The following is a 20,586-nucleotide window of genomic DNA, read 5'->3' on the forward strand; positions in this document are numbered from 1 at the left end:
AGGAAGATGAAAGGGTATCGGGCCGGTATTTACCTGATCGCGGGACTATTCGTGGCCGGATGTCAGGGTCCGGCGACACTGGGCGGGCAACAGGATCCCGCTCCATTGCGGACGACCGCGGCGTCCACCGAGGAATCGACGTCCACCGTCGCGGGAACGTCGGTGCCGCCGGAGGTCAGGACGACGACCCAGCAGGGGAAGCCGCCGTCGAAGAACACGACGAAGAAATCGGATCCGCCCAAGGTGCTGGGCATTCCGATCGGCTATATGCCCCAGGTGACGACGCAGCATTACGACGTGGCCTACCCGACGTTCGTGCGCCAGCTCAAGGCTTTCTACCCCTGCGATGACTCGCTGTGCGGCGTGAAGGTCAACAAAGTCTTCGAGGGCGACAGCGCGACCGGGCCGGAATGCATCGTGCAGAGCTGGGAGCCGGTCAATAGCGGTAACAGGACCATCGCGTACAACGTCCACATCGACAACCCCTGCAAGAAGTACAACCCGAAGTCGCCCAAACCGCCGGTTTCGAGCGTGAGCACGAGTTCGTCGAAGAAAGCACCATGAGGTCGACCCGGCTCCGGCCACCCGCACGGGCGCCGGAAGAACCCGACGCGGGGTTTTCCCGCGCCGCCAAGGTGGTCGCGTCCATCGTCGCCAACACGACGCTGCTCACCGCCTTGGTGTTCTATTTCGGCTTCGTGTACACCCAATGGTTCTTCGACCATTTCCATGTGCATTACACGCTGCTCAACCAGTCGACACCGGAAATACTCGCGCGCGGCGTCGACGGCTTGTTCATTCCGCTCGCCGCGGCCTCCGGGGTGGTCCTCGTGCTGCTGTGCGCGATCCGCTATCTGAAGAAACGTCTCGCCCCGAACCGCTGGTCCGCGCTTTTGCGGATCTGCACGCCGATCGCCGCGCTTGCCGGTGTCGCGCTGATCGTCGCCTTCGGCTTCGTGGCGGTCGACCCTTCGAGGAGCCTGGGCTACCCGGGCCTGCCGGGAGTCGCGCTGGCCGTCGGCGTGCTGCTGCTCGTCTTCGCCTGGCATCAGGTGATCGACGGGCCTATCCTCGTGGAAGCGGGCATCGCGTTCGTGCTGGTCACCGTCGGCTTGTTCGTCGCCGTCGCCGACTACTCGATCGCGTTGGGCAAGCAGCAGGGAGGCGTGGTGGAAGAGACGGTCCAGTCAGGACCGGACGTCCTCGTCTACAGCGCCAAAAGCCTCAACCTGACCATGGACGGCGTCCACGAGGTCGTCTGCAAACAGCCCGAAGCCGCCTATCGGTACCGCTACAACGGCCTCAAGCTGCTGCTCCAGTCGGGTGGCCAGCTCGTGCTGCTGCCGTCCGGCTGGACCTCGGACAAGGGCGCGGCCATCGTGCTCCCGCGCACCGACTCCCTCCGGCTCGAGTTCACCACCACGAGCCCCGGCTCCTGCTAGGTCAGCACGCCGCCGAGCAGCCGCACCCGGCGGTCGGCGATCTTGTGCACCAGGTCGTCGTGCGTGGCGACGATGACCGCGGCGCCCTCCTCGGCGCAGCGCCGGAGCAGCCCGAGCACGGCCGGGGTGCTGGCCGCGTCGAGATGCGCGGTCGGCTCGTCGGTGAGCAGCACCTTCGGCCTGCCGGAGACGGCACGCGCCAGCGCGACACGCTGCTGCTGACCGAACGAGACCTCGAGCGGATACCGGTCGGCCAGCTCGCCGATGCTGAGTTCGTCGAGCAGCTCGGTCACCCTGGCCTGGATCGCGGACCGGCTCAGGCGGGGGATGTCCGACCGCAGGCGCAGCGGCAGCGCGACGTTCTCGGCGACCGTCAGCTCGGTCGCCAGGCCCAGCGCCTGCGGCAGCACCGCGCAGGTGTGCCACGGCGGCGCGCCCGCGATCGGGACGCCGTCGAGCAGGATGCTGCCGTCGTCGGGGGAGTCGAAGCCCGACAGCAGCGCGAGCAGCGCGCTCTTGCCGGAACCCGAGCGGCCCGAAACCGTCACCAGCTCACCGGCGGCGACCCGTAATTCCAAGCCCCGCAACACTTCCACGTCTCCGCTGGGGTGCGTGAACTTCCGTCTGAGGCCGAGCGCCTCCAGCGCGGGTGGTTTCATGCGACGCTCTCCAGCTTTCCGTTGCGCAGCCTCGCGACGCGTGCGCCGAGGCTGATCAGCCGCTCGTCATGCGAGGTGACCAGCACCGCGAAGTCCTGCGCGACGAGATAACGCAGGGTGTCCAGCACGAGGTCGGCCGAGGCCTCGTCGAGCTGGGAGGTCGGTTCGTCGGCGAGGATCACGGTCGCCTGGCGGGCGAGCGCGCAGCCGAACGCGAGCCGCTGCTGCTGCCCGCCGGAGAGCGCGGTGATGTCCCAGCCGCCGGTGCCGTCGAGGCCGAGCTGCGCGAGGATATCGTCGGGCCGGCAGGTGACCTTGGCCGACTCGGCGGCCGCGCGCAGGTTGTCCGCGACGCTGAGGTAGCCGAGCAGGTTGTCCGGCGGATTCTGCAGGATCAGCCCCAAATGCTTGCGCCGCAATTCCCGGCGCGCGCGGTGCCGCATCGCGCCGACGTCGGCGCCCTGGAAGCGGACCTCGCCCCGCGCCGGCGGCTCGAAGAGGCCGAGCACGCGCAGCAGCGTCGACTTGCCGGAACCGGACGGCCCGGCGAGCACGGTGACGCCGTTCGCGGGGATGTCGAGCGTGACGTCGTCGATGCCGGTGACGACCCCGGCCGGGGTGCGGTAGTCGACGCCGACCCCGCGCAGCTTGAAGATCTCAGGCACGGATCAGCTCCGCGGTACGGGCGGTCCGCACCGAGCGGACCGCGAGCCATCCCGCCAGCGCCACCACGAGCGCGCTGATCACCAGCACGCTCGCGACGAACGCGGTCGGGTCGGGCAGCTGGGACCTCGGCGACAGGAACGTCGCCGGATCCAAGCGGGGCAACGAAAGCCCGGCGACGGTGACCCCGCACGCGACACCGGTCGCCGCGGCGAGCGTCATCAGCGCGCCGAGTTCGATGAGGTGACTGCCGAGCAACGCCCGCAGCCGCATGCCCATGCGCAGCACGAGCGCGCCCGCGAGCGCGTTCTGCCGTCGCCGGGTCTCGACGGCGACGAGCAGCGCCAGCACGGCCACCACGCCCAGCACGGCGCCGAGCAGTGTCAGGAACTCGACCGTCCACTCGATCACGTAGAACGGCAACGCGTTGAGCGCGCCGGACTTGCTGACCGCGTCGAGCCTGCCGATACCGGCCGCGTCCAGCGCCGCGAGCGCGCTCTCCTGCGACACGGTCGACACGATGCTCCAGCGCCCGATGTCGGCGAGCTTCGACTTCGACAGGACGGTGCGCGAGATGACGTAGCCGACCTGCGTGCCCAGAATCGGGAAACCGGGCAGCCTGCCGACGATCGTCGAATTCGGTAGCGGCGGGAGGGAACCCTGCGGGCCGACGCGGATCGCCGGGACCGGCGCGTTCGGGTCACCGTCGAGTTTCGCGATGAGCGCGTCGACCTCGTCGCGAGGCAGTGCGCCGAACTCGGCGGCCTTCGCGAACGTCGCGGGGTCGATGACCAGCACGACACCGCTGGCGTCGCTGATCCGGCCGACGACCGTGCTGGTGTCGCGCAGTGCTTCCGGCAATGGCTTGGTGCCGAGCCCGACAGCGCTTTCAGTGTCGACGCGGCTGGTGCCGCCGACGAAGAAGCCCGCCTTGGTCTGCAAGGCTTCCTGCTGCCCGGTGGCGATGCTGGTGCCCGCGGCGAGCATGCCGATCGCGAGCGTGCTGATCACCAGCACCCCGGTGACGGGAGCGCGGGCGCTGGCCAGCCGCCGGATCGCCAGTTGCAGCGCCGGGCGCGACCAGAAGCGTGCGCGGTGCGAGGCGTGCAGCAGCAGCCAGACGAGCCGCGCGGCGACCAGCCCGGCGGTGAGCACCACGAAGACCGGATAGGTCAGCGCGAGCGGGTCGATCGCGGGCAGCGGGTCGCCGAGCTTGCTGGCGTCGCCGTAGCCGACCATGCGGTTCCAGCTGACGACGGCCATCGCGGCGGTCGCGAGTTCCCAGGGGAACATCCGGAGCACGCGGGCGAACCGGCCGCGGCCGCGTGTGCGTGCCAGTTCGAACTCGCGGTGCGCGCGCACCGCGACCACGCCCACCAGCAGGAGGAGCGAGATCACGAGCACGCCGCCGCTGAGCGCGAAGCCGAGCGTGATGGCGTCACCGCCGACATCGCCCGCCGGTCCGTACACCCCGAGCAGTGATCTGGCGAGCAGCCCGCCCGCGATTCCGCCGAGCAGGATCGCCGGGCCGAGTTCGACCGCGGCGAGGCCGCCGAGTGAGACCGGCGCGCTGCCGCGTGCCGCGAGCAGCCGCAGCCGCGCGTGCCGTCGCTGGTACCACTGCAGCGCGACCGTGGCGATGCCCGCGCAGCCGACCAGCACGCTGATCGCGGCCAGCGGCAGGATCGACACCAGGACGTTGTGCTGGGTCTGCTGCGCGATGCTGAGTGAGCGGTCGAACGGGACCGATCCGTAGACGAGGTCGCCGAGATCCGCGCGGACGTCCGCGACCATCGCGCGCGAGCGCTCGGTGAGGTCTTCGGCGGCGGCCAGCGAACGCGGCGCTGGCTCGTAGAAGGTGATGACGACCTGGTCGAGCGCGGCGATGTCGAGCTGCCGCATGGCGTTGTCGAAGGTGGCTCGGTCGGTGGCGAACAGCACGGAGCCGGTCTTGACCTGGTCGTCGACCCGGTTTTCCACCGCCCACGGCTGCTGCGAGCACCACCAGCGCGGCTCGGGCCTGGTCAGGTCCTGGTAGGTGCCGCTGACCGGCGGCATCGGCTTGCCGAGGAAGGTTCCGGTGGTGCCCAGCACGGTGTGCGAGGCGGCGCTGAGCGTCTCGCCCATCCAGATGCCGGGCGCCCGATCGCCGCTGACCTGCTTGAGCTGGTCGAGCCCGCCGTCGCGGTAGGCGAGGCGGGTGCGGTAGCCGGAGCCGCCGTGTTCCGACTGGAGCACCGGCGTGTACATGCCGGTCACGGGCGTGCCGAAACCGTGCTGCGCGGCGCGTTTCGCGATGGCCTCGTTGACCGCCGGGATGGCCGACGGCTTCGCCAGGTGCGCGGTGAACATGGGGCCGTACTCGTCGGGGCAGACGATGCCGGACTGGTGCAGCGCGGTCGCGCCACCCGCCGCCGAAGCGTGCAGCACGGCCGCGGTGGCCAGGAAACACGCGATGAGCGCGGTCACCGCCGCGACGATCATGGTCAACGGGCTGGAGAACGCGGCTTTCAGGGCCCCGCGCCAAGGCAGCTGCATGTGCGCGAACGTAGCGGTTCGTGGCCGTGGCCACGATCGATTTGGCGAATTCGTTGCTTGTTGTGTAGCAAAGTTGGAAACGCGGACCCGCCCGGGATCTAGGGGTGCTCCCGGACGGGTCCGCTGCTGCCGGCCCGCGTGGGGACGAGCCGGCGACGGCCTCCGCGGCGGTCACCGGCCCTGGGGTAAGCCCGCCCGACATCGCGTAGACCTCGGAGGGGGTCTCCCTGGAACCGCCCTCGCTTCAAGACACGGACCCCGCCCCGAGATGGTTCGGGCCGAAACGATTGTCACCCGAACGGCCGAGGCGTCAGGAGACGCCGCGTGGCCGGAACTGGATGCTGATCCGGGGGCCGACCGCCTTGCCGGTCTTGGGAATCGCGTGGTCCCAGGTCCGCTGGCACGAGCCACCCATGACGATCAGGTCCCCATGGCCGAGCGCGCGCCGGATGACCTCGCCGCCACCCTTCGGCCGCAGCGCGAGCACGCGTGGCGCGCCGACGGAGAGGATCGCGACCATGGTGTCCTCGGTGCTGCCGCGGCCGATCGTGTCGCCATGCCACGCGACGCTGTCGGCGCCGTCGCGGTAAAGGCAGAGCCCGGCCGTGCGGAACGGCTCGCCGAGCTCGGGCGCGTAGTGCGCGCTCAGCGCGTCGCGCGCCTCGGCGAGGATGGGCTGGGGGAGCGGGTCGCCTTCACGGTAGGAGCTCAGCAACCTGGGCACGGCCACGACCCGGTCGTACATCTGCCGCCGCTCGGCTCGCCACGGCACCTGGTCGACGAGCAGGTCGAACAGTGTGCTCGCGCCGGCGAGCCAGGCCGGGAGCACGTCGATCCAGGCGCCTCGGCCGAGCATCGTGCGCCGGGCGTTCTTCAGCGAGCCGAGGCTCATTTCCTCGGCGTCGTCGAACAACGAACCCTGCAGTGCCGCTGACATGACACCCAGCATACTCGAACACGTGTTCTATCGGCAGTCGTGAGTGTTCCGGCCGGTTCTAACCGGCGATACCACTCACGACGCCACGTCTGGACTACCCAGCGTCGACGCGACGTGCTTTCCTTTCTGGGAGCGCTCCCAACGTGGAGTGCCTGATCGAGGTGGAGGAAGCAATGAAGCTGATCCGGTCCCTCGCCGCCGCGGCGCTGCTGGCAGCCGCGGCACTGGCCAGTCCCGGTGTCACACCGGCGCACGCCGACACGCTGATCTGCGCTCAGTACGGCTCGACGACCATCCAGGGCAAGTACACCGTGATGAACAACCGCTGGGGCAGCGCCGCCGAGCAGTGCATCAACGTGACCGGCTCCGGTTTCCGGATCGCCTCGCAGAAGGGCTCGACCTCGGGCGGCGCGCCGCTGTCGTATCCGGCGATCTACATCGGCTGCCACTACGACGGCTGCTCGCCCGGCACGACCTTGCCCAGGCGGCTCAACCAGATCGGCAGCGCGCCGTCGTCGATCTCGTACGGCTACGTAGGCGGCACCTTCGACGCCGCCTACGACATCTGGATGGACCCGACGCCGAAGACCACCGGCGTCAACCAGATGGAGCTGATGATCTGGTTCAACCGTCAGGGCGGCGTTCAGCCGGTGGGCGGCCCGGTCGGCAACACCACGATCGGCGGCCGGACCTGGCAGGTGTGGCAGGGCAACAACGGCGGCAACGACGTGGTGTCCTATGTGGCGCCGTCGCCGATCCCGAGCTGGTCGTTCAACGTGCTGGACTTCGTCAGGGACGTCGACGCCCGCACGCGCGTCGACGGCTCCTGGTACCTCACCAGCATCCAGGCCGGCTTCGAACCGTGGCAGGGCGGCGAAGGCCTGACAGTGAACAGCTTCTCCGCCGACATCCGCTGATCAGCCAGGGTCGTGAGTGTTCCGGCCGGTTCTAACCGGCCGGAACACTCACGACCTCGGTCAGCCGCGGGCCGGGACCGTGATGGGCACGCAGGGGTAGGTGCCCGGGTAGAGCGGGTTCTCCGGGGTCGGGGCGCAGAGCTTGAAGTCGGTGCCAGTGATCGAGTCCGGGATTTCGAAGCCGCTCAAGCCGATCAGGGTCTCGCCCGCCTTGACGCCGGTCCCCGAGGGCCGGTTCAGCCAGTAGTGGGTCCGCCACTCACCCTTGGCGACCCGATCGAGCTGGCTCGTCGGCCTGCCCGCCGCGAAACACGCGCCTTCACCGGTGCCCCCGGTCGACGAGACGCAGCCGCCCGAGGGCGCGGGGTAGCGGACCACGAGCCGCTCGAGGTTGACGTTCTCCACCCCGCGGTCGGCGAGATCGGGCGTCACGGCGAGGTACACGCCGAGGAAGTGGAACCCGGGCTGGGCGGGCTTGTCGATGAGCTCGGCGGCCCAGGTGGCGTCGACCGGCTTCACGCGCACGCCCAGCTTTTCGTTCATGTTGGTGAACACGACGTGCTGACCGGGGTAGGAGGCGAAATCGCCGTCCTGCGGGGCGGGACCCGGCTTGCCCGAGCGCTCGGGCGCCTTGATCGGCACGCACGGGAACTTGGACGTGGTCGCTCGCTCTTCCTTGCTCGGCGCGCACAGCTCGAACGGACCGTCCACGGTGTCCGCGACCTTGAAGCCCGCGACACCGATCATCGTCTCGCCCTTCTTGACGTCGGTGCCCATCACGGTCATGTTCTGCCACTTGTGGTCGCGCCACGTGTTGTCAGCGACCTTCGCGAGGTCGCTGAACGGATAGGACTCGCTGAAGCACGCGGTGTCGTCGGGATAGGCGGGCTTGAACTTGCCGCACATGCCGCCGGTCATCGGGTACTTGATCGCGAGGTTCTTGAGCCGCACGTCGTCGACGCCGCGGTCGGCCAGCTCGCCCGTGACGGCCATATAGACCGCGACGAAGTGGTAGCCGGGCTCGGCGGGCACGCCGATCAGGTCGGGCACCACCGCCGAGTCGACGGGCTTGAGCCGCGCGGCGGGCTTCGAGGGGGTGTCGACGAACTTGAGGTCCGCGCCGGGGAACTCGTCGAAGGGGGTGAACTTCGGCGCGGCCGGTGAGGCCGCGTCCGAAGGCGCGGCCTCACCTTTGACCTTGTCGCTGCTCGAACAAGCCGTGGTCAGCAGGATCAGCCCGGCGGCCAGCGCGGCCAGCAAGCGACTCGACATGTAACACCCCTCATCGATCTGTCACAAACTTGCGGATGTGACGGACCGCTGTCGCGATCGGTTCCCGGATCACCTCGACGGCTTCGTCGTCGTAGGGAGTCGGGTCGCGATTGATGATGACCAACTTCGCGCCCGCTCGCACGGCGATCGAGCACAGCGAAGCGGCGGGCTCGACCTGCAGCGAGCTGCCGATCGCGAGGAACACCTGGCTCGCCGCCGCGATGGTGCGCGCCTGGCCGAGCACGCCGGCGTCGAGCGGCTGGCCGAACAGGACGATCGCGAGCTTGAGGATGCCGCCGCAGTTCCGGCACGGCGGATCGGGCTCGGCCGGGATCCTGGCCAAGACGCTCTCGGTGGACGTCTTCGCGCCGCACCGCGTGCAGACGGTCGAGCGCATCGAGCCGTGTAGTTCGAGGACCTTGCGTTCGGCGAGTGCGGTGCGCTGGTGCAGGCCGTCGATGTTCTGGGTCAGCACGCGGACCGCGAGCCCGGCCGTGTCGAGTTCGGCGAGCGCGTGGTGGGCGTCGTTCGGCTCCGCGCGCCACGCTGCGTGATCCGCGTAGGCGCACCAGAACTGTTGGCGCACTTCGGTGTCGGCCATGTAGTTGGCGTAGGTGAACAGGCTCGCCGCGGCCGGGTTCTTCGTCCAGACGCCGTCGGGGCCGCGGTAGTCGGGGATCCCGGAGTCGGTGGAGATGCCGGCGCCGGTGAGCACCGCGATCCGGGTGACGCCTTCCGACCAGTGTTTCTCGTGCATGGGCCCGACCGTAGAGACGCGAAAATCGGTGGACGATCGGTTTTCTCAGCCGGGTCCTAGGAAGCGTCGGCAAACTGGGCTCAACAGGCGAAAGGACCACCATGAGCGCACTCGGTTACCTGATCGGGGTCGTGCTGACCCTGTTCGAGATCGTGCTGATCGCGCGGCTCGTCCTGGACTGGAGCGTCAGCCTGGCCGGACGGCTGCCGCCGTGGACGTACCGGGCGCGCGGGCTGACGCACACGGTGACCGAGCCGGTGATCCGGCCGGTGCGCAAGCTGCTGCCGCCGGTGCGGGCCGGGGCGATGTCGCTGGACCTGGCGTTCACCGTGGTGTTCGTGATTGTGGTGATCCTGCAGTCGGTCGCGTTCAGTCTCTAGGTACTTGATAGGTAGGAGATCTCCTACCTATAGTGGCCGGCGTGAGCGATGAGGTCTTCGCCGCGCTGGCCAGTCCGGTCCGGCGTGAGGTGCTCCGGCTGCTCCTCGACGGGCCCAAACCCGTCGGGGAGCTGGCCGGGCATTTCGACATGCGGCGGCCGAGCCTGTCCGAACACCTGAAAGTGCTGCGGGACGCGGGTCTCGTGCGCGAGCGGAAAGAGGGCAGGCACCGCTTCTACTCGCTCGAACCGGAACCGCTGCACGGGCTGACCGAATGGCTCACCCCGTACGAGCGGTTCTGGCGGGAGAAGCTCGCCAACCTGCGTGACCTGCTGGACGAGGAGGCCTTGTGAGCGCCATCGAAGTCGACCAGTTCCTGCCGCACCCACCGGCCAAGGTGTGGCGGGCACTGACCGAACCCGAGCTGTTCGAGCGCTGGGTGAACATGCCCAACGACATCCGGCCGGTCGTCGGGCACCGGTTCGAGCTGCTCACGCAGCCGGTTCCGGCGGCGAACCACCCTGGCGGGCCGGTGCGGTGCGAGGTGCTGGCCGCCGACCCGGAGAAGCTGCTGAGCATCCAGTGGGGTCCGGTGTGGACGGTCAGCTGGCGCCTCGAACCCGAAGGCGAGGGCACCCGGCTCTTCCTGACGCACGACGGATTCGACCTCGACGACCCCGGCGAGGCGATGGCGTACAAGATCATGGGCGGCGGGTGGCGCACCGGCGTGCCGCGTGCGCTGGAGAAGGTTCTGGCCGCGCTCGAGGCCTGACAGGCATACGATCTACGGTTGTGACCGAGGAGAAGCCGTTGCGGGCGGACGCCCGCCGCAACCGCGCGCGGGTGCTCGAAGCCGCCGAAGCCGTCTTCGCCGCGAAAGGCACCTCGGCGCCCACCGAAGAGGTCGCGAAAGCCGCCGGTGTCGGGGTCGGCACGGTCTTCCGGCACTTCCCCACCAAGGAAGCGCTGCTGGAGGCCGTCCTCATCGACCGGCTGCACCGGTTCGCCGAAGAGGCCGAGGTCGCGGCCGAGGCGGACGACCCTGGCACGACGTTCTACGAGTTCCTGACCGGCTGGATCGAGATGTCCGCGGCCAAGAACGCCTACAGTGACGCGCTCGCCGCCGCCGGGGTCGAGGTGCCCAAGGCGGGTTCGGTGGTCGGCGCCCGTCTCAAGGCCGCGCTGGCCGTGGTGCTCAAGCGCGCCCAGGAAGCAGGCGCGGTCCGTGCGGACATGGGCGTTGACGAACTGCTGCCCGTGGTGATCGGCGCGGCCCGCGCCGCCGAGCACATCGGCGCCGACCACGACCTGCGCGCCCGCACGGTCGCGATCATCTTCTCGGGCCTGAAACCCGGGATTTAGCGGGCTTTATGCCAGGACGGGATTTAGCGGGCTTTATCCCGGTGTGGCATAAAGCCCGCTAAATCACACAGGTCAGATCAGATCGACGCGATGCGCGTCGACCGGGTACCCGGCCTTGGCGAACGTCGCGGCCATCGCGGCGTTCGGCACGTCGGTCGCCGCGATGATCCGGTCGGCGCCCTCGGCCACCAGCAGATGCGTGGCCTCCACGAGCAGGTCGTAGGCGTACCCGTGCCCGCGGTGCTCGGGCACGACGCCGATGAACCCGATCACCGGGTTGACGTGATTGCGGCTGGGCAGGCTGAGCCCGACCAGTTCACCGTCCGGCGTGTACGCCAGCCGCCACCATTCACGCGGCCCCGGCATGCCGAGCATGATGTCGAGATCTTCCCGCGCGGCCGCGTCGAGCCCGGCCTTCTCCGCCGCGCGGCGGGTGTGGGCGTCCAGGCTGCCCACGGCGACGCGCCGGAGGACGTCGAAGAACACCTCGTCGTCCGGCTCCTGCCGGAATTCGAGCCTGCCGGGCCGTGCGGGCAGGCCGCGGTCCGGTGTCCACCGGTAGAGATAGCGTTCGACGAGCCACTGGAACCCGGCGGCCTCGGCCGCGGCGATCCGGCTGGTGGCGGCTTCCGCGACGGCCGGATCCTCGCGCCAGCCCGGGGGCAGCTTGATCGAGTATTCCGTCGGATGCGGAGCCGCGCGCAGCACGGCCACGGCGGCGTCGAAGTCGGTGAAGTCGAACCACGCCAATGCGAACGGTTCGGCCGACTCGGGATACGCCCACCACGCCGCCCGCGCGACGACCTTCTCGTCGCGCAGCGCGATCCATGACCATTCGGGGCGCAGTTCGCCGCGCTCGGTCATGGCCTGGAGCGAGGTTTCCGGGTACGCGCCGAAGCCGACGAGCCCGGGGTCCGGCAGTGAAGCGAAAAGTCCTTCCTCGCCTGCGGCGAGTGGACGGATGACCAGTTCGGTCAAGGGAGGTCCTTCCAAGGAAGCGGTGCGCTCCCCGGTCAGGTCCTCGTCACCCTCGAGGCGAGTGGGGAGCGCATGATCTGCGTTGACGTGATCACGGTGTCCACCTCCTTCTCGCGTCCGGTTGAGGGCGTGGCGGCAACGTATCCGGTGCGGCGCGGGGCGCGCAACCGGATTTATGGAGCCGCAGGTCCCCGCCTCTCGGGGTGGCGCTGCGGCGGCTACGGGAAGACGCGCGGCTGACCCAGGAGCAGCTGGCCGAGAAGGCGGGACTGAGCACCAACGCGATCAGCGCGCTCGAACGCGGGGACCGCAAGCGGCCCTATCCGCACACGCTCAACGCGCTCGCGACGGCGCTCGGGCTCGGTGAAGACGAGGTGCGCGCGTTGCGAATGCTGATCCCCAGGCGGGCGGTCAGGCATCCAGGCTGATTTGGTACAGCATGAAGCCGCGGTTCTCGGCGACCTGGTCGTAGAGACGGCGCGCGGTCGCGTTCGACGTCTGGGTCGACCAGTACAGCCGGGCGCACCCGCGGGCGCGGGCCCAGTCGGTCACCGCGGCGATCAGCGTCCTGGCCGCGCCCATGCCGCGGGCGGCGGGCGCGGTGAACAGGTCTTGCAGGTAGCAGCAGTCGGCCGAGGTGGTGCTCGGGTGGACGAGGAAGTGCGCGATGCCGACCAGTGAGCCGCCGAGCCTGGCGCCGAGCGCGTGCATGCGGGTGTCCGCTTGGAACTCCGCCCACGCGCGGTCGGCCATCGCCGCGGTGAGTTCGCGACCGTAGAACTCGTTGTAGCCCGCGAAAAGTTTCTCCCACTCGCTTCGATCCGACGCTTCGAGCTTGCCGATCTCGATCACCCAACGCCTCCCGCTGCCTGTGTCACACGTGCTCCCAACGTACGCAGGTAGCCTGCGAGCTCGGGCGGCTCGTGCACCTCGAACTCGCAGCCGAGCAGGATGAGCCGGATCGCGAGCCATTCGATCGTGTCGCTGTGGCTGCGCAGCACGCAGGTTCCCTCGTCGACGGCCTCCAGCTCGACCGGGATGTCGCCGAACCGGGTCGCCACCTCCTCGCGCGGGGCGTGGATGGTGGCGACCGCGGTGTACCGGGGCGCGGACGAGTACATCTTGTCGATGACGAAGGTCGCCGCGTCGCCGGTGGGCAGGTCGCGGGTGGTGCTGCGGGCGCCGGTCGGGAACGGCTCGGTGACCCGGTCGGCGCGGAAGGTGCGCCAGTCGTCGCGGTCGAGGTCGAACGCGACGAGGTACCAGCGCCGCCCGGACGCGACCAGGCGGTAGGGCTCGGCATGTCGTTTGGCGTCGCGGTAGCCGAACCGGACCCGTTCCCGGTTGGCGATGGCGCCAGCGAGCAGGGTCAGCACCGAGGGATCGACCGAGGCGCCGGTGGTCGTGACCGCCATCGTCGCCGTGCCGAGCGCGCCGACGCGGTAGCGCAGCCGCGACGGGAGCACCTGCTCGAGCTTCGCCAGCGCGCGCACCGAAGCCTCTTCGATGCCGGCGATCGCCTGCCCGGCGGCGGTGCGCAGGCCGACGGCGATCGCGACGGCCTCGTCGTCGTCGAGCAGCAGCGGCGGCATCGCGGCGCCCGCGACCAGGCGATAACCACCCTCGGACCCCATGGTCGCCTCGACCGGGTAGCCGAGCTCGCGCAGGCGGTCGATGTCGCGGCGGATGGTCCTGGTGCTGACTTCGAGCCGTTCGGCCAGCTCGCTGCCCGGCCATTCGCGCGGGGTCTGCAGCAGCGACAGCAGGTTCAGCAGCCGTGCCGGGGTGTCGGTCATGGCCGGATAATGCCAGGCGTCTAGGACGCTTCCCGTCCTATATTGACGAAATGGTCCAGATCGAGGTGTACGACGGCACGGCGCCGCTGTCCGACGAGCTGCTCGCGCTCTATGTCGAGGTGTTCGCCGAGGCCCCGTACAACGACACGCAGGCCGACACCGACGAGTTCGTCGCGGAATGGCCCGAGCTGGCGGCCGAGCCGGGCTTCCGGGTGGTGCTCGCCCGCGCCGGCACCGGCGAACTGGCCGGGTTCACGATCGGCCATGTCCTCGAACCGGGCACGTCCTGGTGGTCCGGCCTGCGCGAAACCGGCTACGGCGTCGCCGAACTCGGGGTGCACCGTGACTGGCGCCGCCACGGCATCGCACGGAAACTGCACGACGCGCTGCTCGACGGCCGCCCCGAACGCCAGGTGGTGCTGTGGGCCCGTCCGGCCGCGGAGGTCGCCAGGGCCGTCTACGCGAGCTGGGGCTACCGCCAGGTCGACCTCATCGAGGGACCGAAGCGGACGAATCTCGTGCTCTGCCTTGATCGCCACTAGGACAAGATCTGTCCTACTAGGCCTCTAGCTTTCTCCGCATGAAGCCTTTCCGCATCCAATTCCCGCAAGCCGACCTCGACGACCTCGGCCAGCGCCTCGCCGCGACCCGCTGGCCACGCCAGCTGCCCGGTGAGGGCTGGAGCCGAGGCGTGCCCGTCGACTACCTCCGCGACCTCGCCGAGTACTGGCGAACCGGCTACGACTGGCGCGCACACGAGCGCGCGCTCAACGAATTCCCGCAGTACACCACGGAAATCGACGGTCGCACCGTCCACTTCGTACACTCGCGCTGCGCGGACCCCGAGGCGCCCGCGCTGCTGCTCACGCACAGCTGGCCCGGCTCGATCGCCGAGTTCACCCGGATTCTCGGCCCGCTCGGCAAGCACTTCCACCTGGTCGCGCCGTCGGTGCCCGGCTTCGGTTTCTCCGAGGCGCCCCGCGAAACCGGCTGGTCGCTCGAACGCGTCGCCCGGATGTGGGCCGAGCTCATGACCGAACTCGGCTACGACCGCTTCGGCGCGCACGGCAACGACGCCGGCGCGCTCATCTCGCCGACGCTCGCGCGGCTCTTCCCCGAGCGTGTCACCGGCGTCCACCTCACCGGCGGTCTCGGTTTCCCGTCGGACTTCAGCGAGCTGACCGGCGAGGAGCAGGCGCGGTTCGCCGAGATGGGCGAACTGATGGCGAGCGGCGCCTTCCTGCACACCGACATCCTCGGCAAGCTCCCGCAGACCTTCTCCTACGGGCTCACCGATTCGCCGGTCGCGCAGCTCGCGTGGATCGTCGAGAAGTTCAAGCACTGGACCGACCCCGCGGCCGCCTTGCCCGAGGATGCCGTCGACCGCGACCAGCTGCTCACCAACGTCACGCTGTACTGGCTCACCGGCACGGCCGCGACGTCGAGCTGGATGTACTACGAGGGCCTGGCTGGCTGGGCGCCGTCGCAGTCGCTGGTGCCGACGGCGAACCTGGTCTTCCCCAACGACCCGTCGCTGCGCCGCCTCGCCGAGCGCGACAACAAGATCGCGCGCTGGACCGAAGCCGCGCGGGGCGGGCACTTCGCGGCAATGGAGCGGCCTGAGCTGCTGGTCGCCGACCTCGTGGCGTTCTTCAAGCCCGCCTAGGTGATGCTGAAGCGATCTTCAGGACGTTTCAGGAACCGTTCAGCCGCCCCTCGGTAAACCGGTGAGCAGGAACCGAGAGGGGAACACGATGAGGAAACGATTGCTCGCGCTGTGCCTGCTGGCGGCGGTGGCGGGCGCGGCAGGCGTCGCCGGTCCGGCGTCGGCCCGCCCGATGATCGTGGGCGGCTCGGACGCGAGCGAAACCTACGGGTTCATGGCGTCGGTGCAGAACGAGCTCGGCCACGAGCGATGCGGCGCGTCGCTGATCAGTCCCGAATGGCTGGTCACCGCGGGCCACTGTGTCTCGGACCGCCACACGGGCGAGGTGCTCGACCCGGCGCTGACGTGGATCCGGGTGGGCTCCCTCGATCGCACCCAGGGCGGCGAACGCATCCGAGCGGACAGGTTCATCCGGCACGAGAAGTTCGACATGGCGTTGCACCACGACATCGCGCTCGTGCACCTCGCCGCGCCGGTCGCCGCGCGGCCGATCGCGATCGGCGCGGCACCGGCGACCGGCGCCGCGATCCGGTTGCTCGGCTGGGGGAAGACGTGCCCGACCCCGGGCTGTGGTGAAGCGCCGGTGCTGCTGCGGGAGCTCGACACGACGGTCGCCGGCGCTTCGGCCTGCGGGGAGGACTTCGATCCGGCCTTGCAGCTGTGCACTGACAACAAGAACGGCACGGCCAACGCCTGCTTCGGTGACTCCGGTGGTCCGGCCGTGGTCGCCGACGGAGGCGAATGGAAGCTGGTCGGCGCCACCAGCCACGGCCAAAGCGCGAGCTGCGTCGACAAGGCGGGCATCTACACGAACGTGGTCGCGTACGCCGATTGGATCAAGCAGAACACGTGAGCCGTCGAGGCGGGGTACCCCGCTGGCCTGGGCGCCCGCCTTTTCGCGTGCTCTAAAGTGGAGACATGAGCGGACGCTTAGTATGTATCGGCGACTCCTTCACCGAGGGAGTCGGAGACGAGGACCCTCGCTACCCGAACGGGGTGCGTGGCTGGGCCGATCGCGTGGCGGAGCAGCTGGCGGCGCACACGCCCGGCTTCCTGTACGCGAACCTCGCGGTGCGTGGCAAGCTGGCAGGGCAGATTCTCGCCGAACAGCTGGAGCCCGCTCTCGATCTGCGTCCCGACCTGGTGACCTTCTACGCGGGCGGCAACGACCTGATGCGGCCCAAGGTCGACATCGACGGGCTGCTCGAGGACTACGACAAGGGTGTCGCGCGGCTGACCGAGGCCGGTGCGCGCGTGGTGCTGTTCACCGGCGTGGACGGCGTCGAGGACGCGTTGTTCCGCAAGATGCGCGGCCGGGTCGCGATCTACAACGAGCACGTCCGGCTGATGGCCGCGCGGCACGGCGCGACGCTGGTGGACATGTGGGCGATGCGGCCGCTGCGTGACCGGCGGCTGTGGTCGGCCGACCGGCTGCACCTCAACCACCTCGGCCACACCGAGGTCGCCGTCGCGGTGCTCGACGCGCTCGGCGCCCCGCACTCGCTCAAGCCCGCCGGCCTCGGGCCCCGGGAAACCGTCGACCCGCGCACGCGCCGCCGCGAGAACATCGCCTGGGCCAAGGCGCACGCGCTGCCGTGGGTGCAGCGGCGGCTGCGTGGTGAGTCCTCCGGCGACACGGTCACCGCGAAGCGGCCCGCGCTCGCGCCGGTCGAGTAGCCGGGACCGCTCCCGGAACCTGGGGTCGTGAGTGTTCCGGCCGGTTCTAACCGGCCGGAACACTCACGACCACTGAGCGCTAGAGCGTGATCGCCCTGATGGCGACCGGGCCCCGGGTCGGGTCGAGGATCTCGGCCTGGGTTGTTCCGGGCGGGGTGAGCACGTCCATCGCCTTCGGGGCGGTGGACGGGTCGAGCGCGCAGATCGGGCTGGAGCCGCCCGCCGCGCACAGGCCGAACGTGTAGGCGCCCGCCGTCGGCGTGAAGCCGCGTGCCTGGTCGGGGCTGTTGCCCTCCTGGCCGGTGAGCACCACGGCGAACTTCCAGCCGGGCCCGGGTGTCCCGAAAGCCGCTTTCGGCACACTGATCGAGATGTAGCGCGAGCCTTGGCTGGCCTGGACGGACGCCGTGCCGGGCCGGGCACCGGAAGCGTCGGTGAAGACCGGGTCGGCGAAGCCCTGCACCTCGATCATGGAACTCCACGCGTCCTGCGCGGCGATGCCATAGCGGCGGCTCGCGAACGGCGCGGCGGTCGACGTCCGCGCCGCGCCCGGGTCACGCGCGTACACGGTGAGCAGCTGCGCGCCGAACGAGGAGCCGAAGGTGGGGCTCAGGTCGCGCAGCTGGGTGCGCAGCACCAGCGTCGCGCCGGAGTCGATCACCTGGAACCGCTGGATGTCGAACGCGCCGTCGTGGAAGTCGCCCGCGGTCGGGTAGGTGTAGGTGCCGGGCCCGTTGTCGTCGTGGTCGGGATCGGTGACGTCGAGCAGCACGGTGCCGGTGACGAAGTCCGAGGTCACCACGCGCTGCGCGTAGCCGGTGTCCCTGCCTTGCGACGCCGCCGCGGTCACGACGGTGGCCCCCAGCGGCGTCGGCACGACGGCGCTGAACGCCCCCGCCGCGTCCGCCCGGGTGCTCACCACGGTGGTCGCCCCGCCCGCGTCGGTCGCGGTCGCCGAGACCTCGACGGCGCTGCCCGCCGGCGCGGTGCCGGTGACGGTGGTCGTCGGCGTCGAGACGGTCGCGGGCGCCGTCACGGTGACCGCGAGCGCGCCGGGCGCCCGGGTGTAGCGGGCGCGGACCTCGGCGGGCTGCTCGACCGGGCGGCCCTCGTCGAGCCCGCGGGCGAGCCGGGCGTACTGCGACTGCGCCCAGCTCAGCGGCGAGGCCGAGCCGACGGACTCGCCGGGCTTGAACCCGATCGACGCGGTCGCCGGATCGGTGCCGAACGGCGAGGCGGGCACCGCCGGGTTCTCCCAGATCTGCTCGGGCACCAGCCCGGTGCCGCTCGTCTGGTCGCGCATCGCCTTGAGCAGGCTCGCGGCGCCGCGCCGGTCCCCGGTCTGCAGCTGCTGCTCGCCGCGCTCGCCCGCGAGCACCGGCCACAGGTGCCCGGAGCCGACATTGCCGCTGGGCCAAGGCTTTCCGCTCGGCGCGCAGGCCGTCGGGTCGGGTTCGTAGCAGTCGCCGTAGCCGTCCTCGCTGCCCGGCGTGGCGGTGCCGTAGCGGTACCAGCCCGGCCCGGCCGGGGTGTCGCGCTTGATCACCTGGTCGACGACGGCCAGCGAGCGCCGGACGTCGGGGTCGTCGGCGGGGAGCACGCCGAGCCTGGTCAGTTCGAGGAACCCGGCGTCGATGATCGCGCGCTGGTCGGCGTTGACCGAGCCGTTGCCCAGGTTGTATTCGACGGCCGAGTTCGGGTCGCCGTTCTTGGTCAGCCTGAGGAAGTAGCGGCCGTCGGCGTACGGGCCGGTCGAGGTGACGGTCCAGCCCTTGATGGAGCGCTGGAAGTGGTCGGCCGTGGCCCGGTAGACGCGGGCGCGGGCCGGATCGCCGTTGCGGTCGGCGATCGTGCCCGCCGCGACGAGCCCGGCGATCTCGGCGGCGATGGTCGACGGCGAGTACCCGCCCTGCTCCTCCCAGCGCTCCGAGCCGAACGACGGGCCGTGCGCGACGACGAAGTCCGCCGCGCCGCGGATGTGGTTGTCGTACAACGACTTGTCGCGGTCGAGCCCGGCCTGCAGCGCCATCAGGATCGGGTACGCGCTCTCGTCGAGCTGGTCACCACCGGAGTCCGGGGCCTTCTTGCCGTTGAGCATCGAGTTGCGCGGGAACCGGCCGTCGGGTTGCTGTTGCTTGCCGAACAGCCAGTTCACCGTGGCGCGGGCGGTGTCGACGTCACCGGCGGCCAGCAGCCCCGAGAAGCTTTCGTAGAGGTCGCGGGCGAAGATCTCGCGGTAGGACCCGAAGTACACCGGCTTGCCGCCGGGCGCGTCGCCTGCGCTGACCGCCTGGCCCCACGGGCTGCCCAGTGACGCGACGACCGCGCCGGGGAACGTCTTGTCCTCGCTGGCTTTCAGGACGTTGACCGCGTGGTAGTAGGCATCGCGGTCGCTGCCGCGCACCGGCTTGAGCCTGGCGTCGTAGTCCCGCCAGCCGTCGGCGTAGCGGCGCTGCAGCTCGGGGAACGGCGTGCGGACGCTGTCGCCCGCGACCGCCACCGCGGCGGCCGCGGTACGCCCGAAGCCGAGCGACAGCGTCACCGGGCGATGTGGCTCGAAGTCGAGCTGCGCGGTCTGCACGACGTTGCCGTGCGACACCGACGGCGTGGTGTCGGTGAGCTTGCGCGCGGCGTCGAGCTGGGCGAGCCCGTCGGACGGCGTCCCGGCGAAACCGCTGCTGGTGGCCAGGAAGCGGCGGTCGGCCCGTAGCGCGCCCGCCAGCGGGACGCCGTAGTCACGCTCGGGCGCGCTGCTTTCGGTGACGGGGTCACTGCTGACGAGCGCGGTGGTCGCGGCGTCGACGGACGCGTCGTCCGCGCCTCCGTTGACCTGCCCGCCGCCGCCGTTGCCGTTGATGCCGGCGTCGTAGCGGACGTAGAGCTTGAGGTCACCGCCGCCGCGCAGCGGGTCGAGCCGGGTGCGCAGGACGACGCTGTCCCGCGCGGGGTCGGTCAGGTATTCGGTGACCAGCCGGTAGCGCCCGTTGCGGGCGGTGCTGGTGATCTCGCAGGCCATGCCGCCCGCGGTGGTGCGCACCGTGTAGGTGGTGTCGCGGCTCTGCAGGTCGGTGAAGGTGCGCCCGTCGGTGACGACGAACTGCAGTGACTCGACGTTGGTGTTGTCGATCGTGGGCGCGTAGACGTCGGAGAGCACGCCGCCCGCGACGGTGAACCACGTCTTGCTCGCGGTGGTGCGGGCGGTGCCGAGGCAGTCCTTGCGGGCGAGACCGAAGTGCGAGGTCGCGCCGGGACCGGACGGCGGGTCGGCGTGGGCGGGCGGCGTGGCACACGCCAGCAGGACGAGCAGGGCGGCCGGTACGACTCTGGACCGATTCATGGCGAGCATCGGATCACGGCTGCGGGCGGGGGGACAACGGCCGAATGGGCGCAAGGGACCCCTAAGACGGCCTGGGGGTGAAGCGTGCTTTGTGCAGGGTGGGGCTGGGTTGGGTGCTGGGGTGGGTGCTGGGGTGGGTGCTGGGGTGGGTGCTGGGGTGGGACCGGGATTTAGCGGGCTTTATCCCGGGAAAAGCGTCCGGGAT

22 protein-coding genes are annotated in these 20,586 nt (G+C 70.3%); 12 read left to right on the plus strand and 10 right to left on the minus strand.

The genetic code is table 11. The features are described 5' to 3' along the window. Positions 1-6: 6 nt before the first annotated feature. Both BLV57_RS05545 and BLV57_RS05550 read left to right on the plus strand, forming a co-directional pair. Entirely contained in the window at positions 7-564 is a 558-nt protein-coding gene (locus tag BLV57_RS05545; RefSeq protein ID WP_143046987.1) for a hypothetical protein, read from the plus strand. Beyond that, entirely contained in the window at positions 561-1,442 is an 882-nt protein-coding gene (locus BLV57_RS05550; protein ID WP_091287362.1) for a threonine/serine exporter family protein, read from the plus strand. Before BLV57_RS05545 ends, BLV57_RS05550 begins: the two co-directional genes overlap by 4 nt. On the opposite strand, the gene BLV57_RS05555 is transcribed toward BLV57_RS05550, so the two are convergent. From BLV57_RS05555 to BLV57_RS05570, 4 genes are all read right to left on the minus strand, one after another. Beyond that, on the minus strand, positions 1,439-2,101 hold the full coding sequence (locus BLV57_RS05555; RefSeq protein ID WP_091287365.1) for an ABC transporter ATP-binding protein: 663 nt from the start codon (positions 2,099-2,101) through the stop codon (positions 1,439-1,441). The genes BLV57_RS05550 and BLV57_RS05555 overlap by 4 nt on opposite strands. After that, positions 2,098-2,766, minus strand: a complete 669-nt coding sequence (locus BLV57_RS05560; RefSeq protein WP_091287368.1) for an ABC transporter ATP-binding protein — start codon at positions 2,764-2,766, stop codon at positions 2,098-2,100. Before BLV57_RS05560 ends, BLV57_RS05555 begins: the two co-directional genes overlap by 4 nt. Next, positions 2,759-5,302, minus strand: coding sequence for a permease (locus tag BLV57_RS05565; protein ID WP_091287369.1), 2,544 nt, complete (start codon positions 5,300-5,302; stop codon positions 2,759-2,761). The genes BLV57_RS05560 and BLV57_RS05565 overlap by 8 nt, the downstream gene beginning before the upstream one ends. 310 nt (positions 5,303-5,612) lie before the next feature. Continuing rightward, positions 5,613-6,239, minus strand: a complete 627-nt coding sequence (locus BLV57_RS05570) for an alpha-ketoglutarate-dependent dioxygenase AlkB (RefSeq protein WP_091287894.1) — start codon at positions 6,237-6,239, stop codon at positions 5,613-5,615. 173 nt (positions 6,240-6,412) lie between these two features. Here BLV57_RS05570 and BLV57_RS05575 point away from each other — a divergent pair, with 173 nt between their 5' ends. After that, entirely contained in the window at positions 6,413-7,156 is a 744-nt protein-coding gene (locus BLV57_RS05575) for a GH12 family glycosyl hydrolase domain-containing protein (protein WP_091287372.1), read from the plus strand. A gap of 60 nt (positions 7,157-7,216) precedes the next feature. Here BLV57_RS05575 and BLV57_RS05580 read toward each other — a convergent pair whose 3' ends face one another. Continuing rightward, positions 7,217-8,428: a hypothetical protein gene (locus tag BLV57_RS05580; RefSeq protein ID WP_091287374.1), complete on the minus strand. Its 1,212-nt coding sequence runs from the start codon at positions 8,426-8,428 to the stop codon at positions 7,217-7,219. 10 nt (positions 8,429-8,438) lie between these two features. Then, positions 8,439-9,185 (minus strand): SIR2 family NAD-dependent protein deacylase, encoded by a 747-nt coding sequence (locus BLV57_RS05585; RefSeq protein WP_091287376.1) that lies wholly within the window; start codon positions 9,183-9,185, stop codon positions 8,439-8,441. A 101-nt stretch (positions 9,186-9,286) separates the two neighbouring features. Between BLV57_RS05585 and BLV57_RS05590 the strand changes: the two genes are divergently transcribed. From BLV57_RS05590 to BLV57_RS05605, 4 genes are read left to right on the plus strand one after another with little or no spacing between them, the layout of a single operon-like run. Further along, positions 9,287-9,565 (plus strand): YggT family protein, encoded by a 279-nt coding sequence (locus BLV57_RS05590; protein ID WP_091287379.1) that lies wholly within the window; start codon positions 9,287-9,289, stop codon positions 9,563-9,565. Positions 9,566-9,606: 41 nt separating this feature from the next. Then, complete coding sequence (locus BLV57_RS05595; protein ID WP_218134606.1) at positions 9,607-9,918, plus strand: ArsR/SmtB family transcription factor; 312 nt, start codon at positions 9,607-9,609, stop codon at positions 9,916-9,918. Then, positions 9,915-10,337, plus strand: a complete 423-nt coding sequence (locus BLV57_RS05600) for an SRPBCC family protein (protein ID WP_091287382.1) — start codon at positions 9,915-9,917, stop codon at positions 10,335-10,337. Before BLV57_RS05595 ends, BLV57_RS05600 begins: the two co-directional genes overlap by 4 nt. A 20-nt stretch (positions 10,338-10,357) precedes the next feature. Then, entirely contained in the window at positions 10,358-10,927 is a 570-nt protein-coding gene (locus BLV57_RS05605) for a TetR/AcrR family transcriptional regulator (RefSeq protein WP_091287384.1), read from the plus strand. A 72-nt stretch (positions 10,928-10,999) separates the two neighbouring features. Here the strand turns inward: BLV57_RS05605 and BLV57_RS05610 are convergent, their stop codons facing one another. Continuing rightward, on the minus strand, positions 11,000-11,905 hold the full coding sequence (locus tag BLV57_RS05610; RefSeq protein ID WP_091287387.1) for a GNAT family N-acetyltransferase: 906 nt from the start codon (positions 11,903-11,905) through the stop codon (positions 11,000-11,002). 203 nt (positions 11,906-12,108) lie between these two features. Here BLV57_RS05610 and BLV57_RS05615 point away from each other — a divergent pair, with 203 nt between their 5' ends. Further along, a complete protein-coding gene (locus BLV57_RS05615) occupies positions 12,109-12,333 on the plus strand; it encodes a helix-turn-helix domain-containing protein (RefSeq protein ID WP_091287389.1) in 225 nt (74 codons plus the stop codon). Here the strand turns inward: BLV57_RS05615 and BLV57_RS05620 are convergent. After that, positions 12,317-12,757 (minus strand): GNAT family N-acetyltransferase, encoded by a 441-nt coding sequence (locus BLV57_RS05620; protein ID WP_091287391.1) that lies wholly within the window; start codon positions 12,755-12,757, stop codon positions 12,317-12,319. The genes BLV57_RS05615 and BLV57_RS05620 overlap by 17 nt on opposite strands. Beyond that, a complete protein-coding gene (locus tag BLV57_RS05625; RefSeq protein WP_091287393.1) occupies positions 12,754-13,701 on the minus strand; it encodes a helix-turn-helix transcriptional regulator in 948 nt (315 codons plus the stop codon). Before BLV57_RS05625 ends, BLV57_RS05620 begins: the two co-directional genes overlap by 4 nt. Positions 13,702-13,751: 50 nt before the next feature. On the opposite strand from BLV57_RS05625, the gene BLV57_RS05630 reads away from it, so the two are divergent. From BLV57_RS05630 to BLV57_RS05645, 4 genes are all read left to right on the plus strand, one after another. Next, entirely contained in the window at positions 13,752-14,243 is a 492-nt protein-coding gene (locus BLV57_RS05630) for a GNAT family N-acetyltransferase (protein WP_091287395.1), read from the plus strand. 38 nt (positions 14,244-14,281) lie between these two features. Next, entirely contained in the window at positions 14,282-15,367 is a 1,086-nt protein-coding gene (locus BLV57_RS05635) for an epoxide hydrolase family protein (RefSeq protein ID WP_091287397.1), read from the plus strand. Positions 15,368-15,455: 88 nt separating this feature from the next. Continuing rightward, entirely contained in the window at positions 15,456-16,220 is a 765-nt protein-coding gene (locus BLV57_RS05640; protein WP_091287400.1) for a S1 family peptidase, read from the plus strand. Between the two features lie 65 nt (positions 16,221-16,285). Further along, the gene (locus BLV57_RS05645) at positions 16,286-17,044 is read left to right on the plus strand and encodes an SGNH/GDSL hydrolase family protein (protein ID WP_091287402.1); all 759 of its coding nucleotides are present in this window, start codon (positions 16,286-16,288) and stop codon (positions 17,042-17,044) included. Positions 17,045-17,123: 79 nt separating this feature from the next. Here BLV57_RS05645 and BLV57_RS05650 read toward each other — a convergent pair whose 3' ends face one another. Then, a complete protein-coding gene (locus BLV57_RS05650) occupies positions 17,124-20,381 on the minus strand; it encodes a glucodextranase DOMON-like domain-containing protein (protein WP_245757163.1) in 3,258 nt (1,085 codons plus the stop codon). Positions 20,382-20,586: the final 205 nt, after the last annotated feature.

Origin of the sequence: Amycolatopsis xylanica (assembly GCF_900107045.1) — a bacterium.
GTDB classification, from domain to species: Bacteria; Actinomycetota; Actinomycetes; order Mycobacteriales; family Pseudonocardiaceae; genus Amycolatopsis; species Amycolatopsis xylanica.

Bases quoted from the DNA above. Each gene is read 5' to 3' on its own strand.
- BLV57_RS05545 (WP_143046987.1), top strand. From the start codon at position 7: ATGAAAGGGTATCGGGCCGGTATTTACCTGATCGCGGGACTATTCGTG.
- BLV57_RS05550 (WP_091287362.1), top strand. From the start codon at position 561: ATGAGGTCGACCCGGCTCCGGCCACCCGCACGGGCGCCGGAAGAACCC.
- BLV57_RS05555 (WP_091287365.1), bottom strand. From the start codon at position 2,101: ATGAAACCACCCGCGCTGGAGGCGCTCGGCCTCAGACGGAAGTTCACG.
- BLV57_RS05565 (WP_091287369.1), bottom strand. From the start codon at position 5,302: ATGCAGCTGCCTTGGCGCGGGGCCCTGAAAGCCGCGTTCTCCAGCCCG.
- BLV57_RS05570 (WP_091287894.1), bottom strand. From the start codon at position 6,239: ATGTCAGCGGCACTGCAGGGTTCGTTGTTCGACGACGCCGAGGAAATG.
- BLV57_RS05575 (WP_091287372.1), top strand. From the start codon at position 6,413: ATGAAGCTGATCCGGTCCCTCGCCGCCGCGGCGCTGCTGGCAGCCGCG.
- BLV57_RS05580 (WP_091287374.1), bottom strand. From the start codon at position 8,428: ATGTCGAGTCGCTTGCTGGCCGCGCTGGCCGCCGGGCTGATCCTGCTG.
- BLV57_RS05585 (WP_091287376.1), bottom strand. From the start codon at position 9,185: ATGCACGAGAAACACTGGTCGGAAGGCGTCACCCGGATCGCGGTGCTC.
- BLV57_RS05590 (WP_091287379.1), top strand. From the start codon at position 9,287: ATGAGCGCACTCGGTTACCTGATCGGGGTCGTGCTGACCCTGTTCGAG.
- BLV57_RS05625 (WP_091287393.1), bottom strand. From the start codon at position 13,701: ATGACCGACACCCCGGCACGGCTGCTGAACCTGCTGTCGCTGCTGCAG.
- BLV57_RS05630 (WP_091287395.1), top strand. From the start codon at position 13,752: ATGGTCCAGATCGAGGTGTACGACGGCACGGCGCCGCTGTCCGACGAG.
- BLV57_RS05635 (WP_091287397.1), top strand. From the start codon at position 14,282: ATGAAGCCTTTCCGCATCCAATTCCCGCAAGCCGACCTCGACGACCTC.
- BLV57_RS05640 (WP_091287400.1), top strand. From the start codon at position 15,456: ATGAGGAAACGATTGCTCGCGCTGTGCCTGCTGGCGGCGGTGGCGGGC.
- BLV57_RS05645 (WP_091287402.1), top strand. From the start codon at position 16,286: ATGAGCGGACGCTTAGTATGTATCGGCGACTCCTTCACCGAGGGAGTC.
- BLV57_RS05650 (WP_245757163.1), bottom strand. From the start codon at position 20,381: ATGAATCGGTCCAGAGTCGTACCGGCCGCCCTGCTCGTCCTGCTGGCG.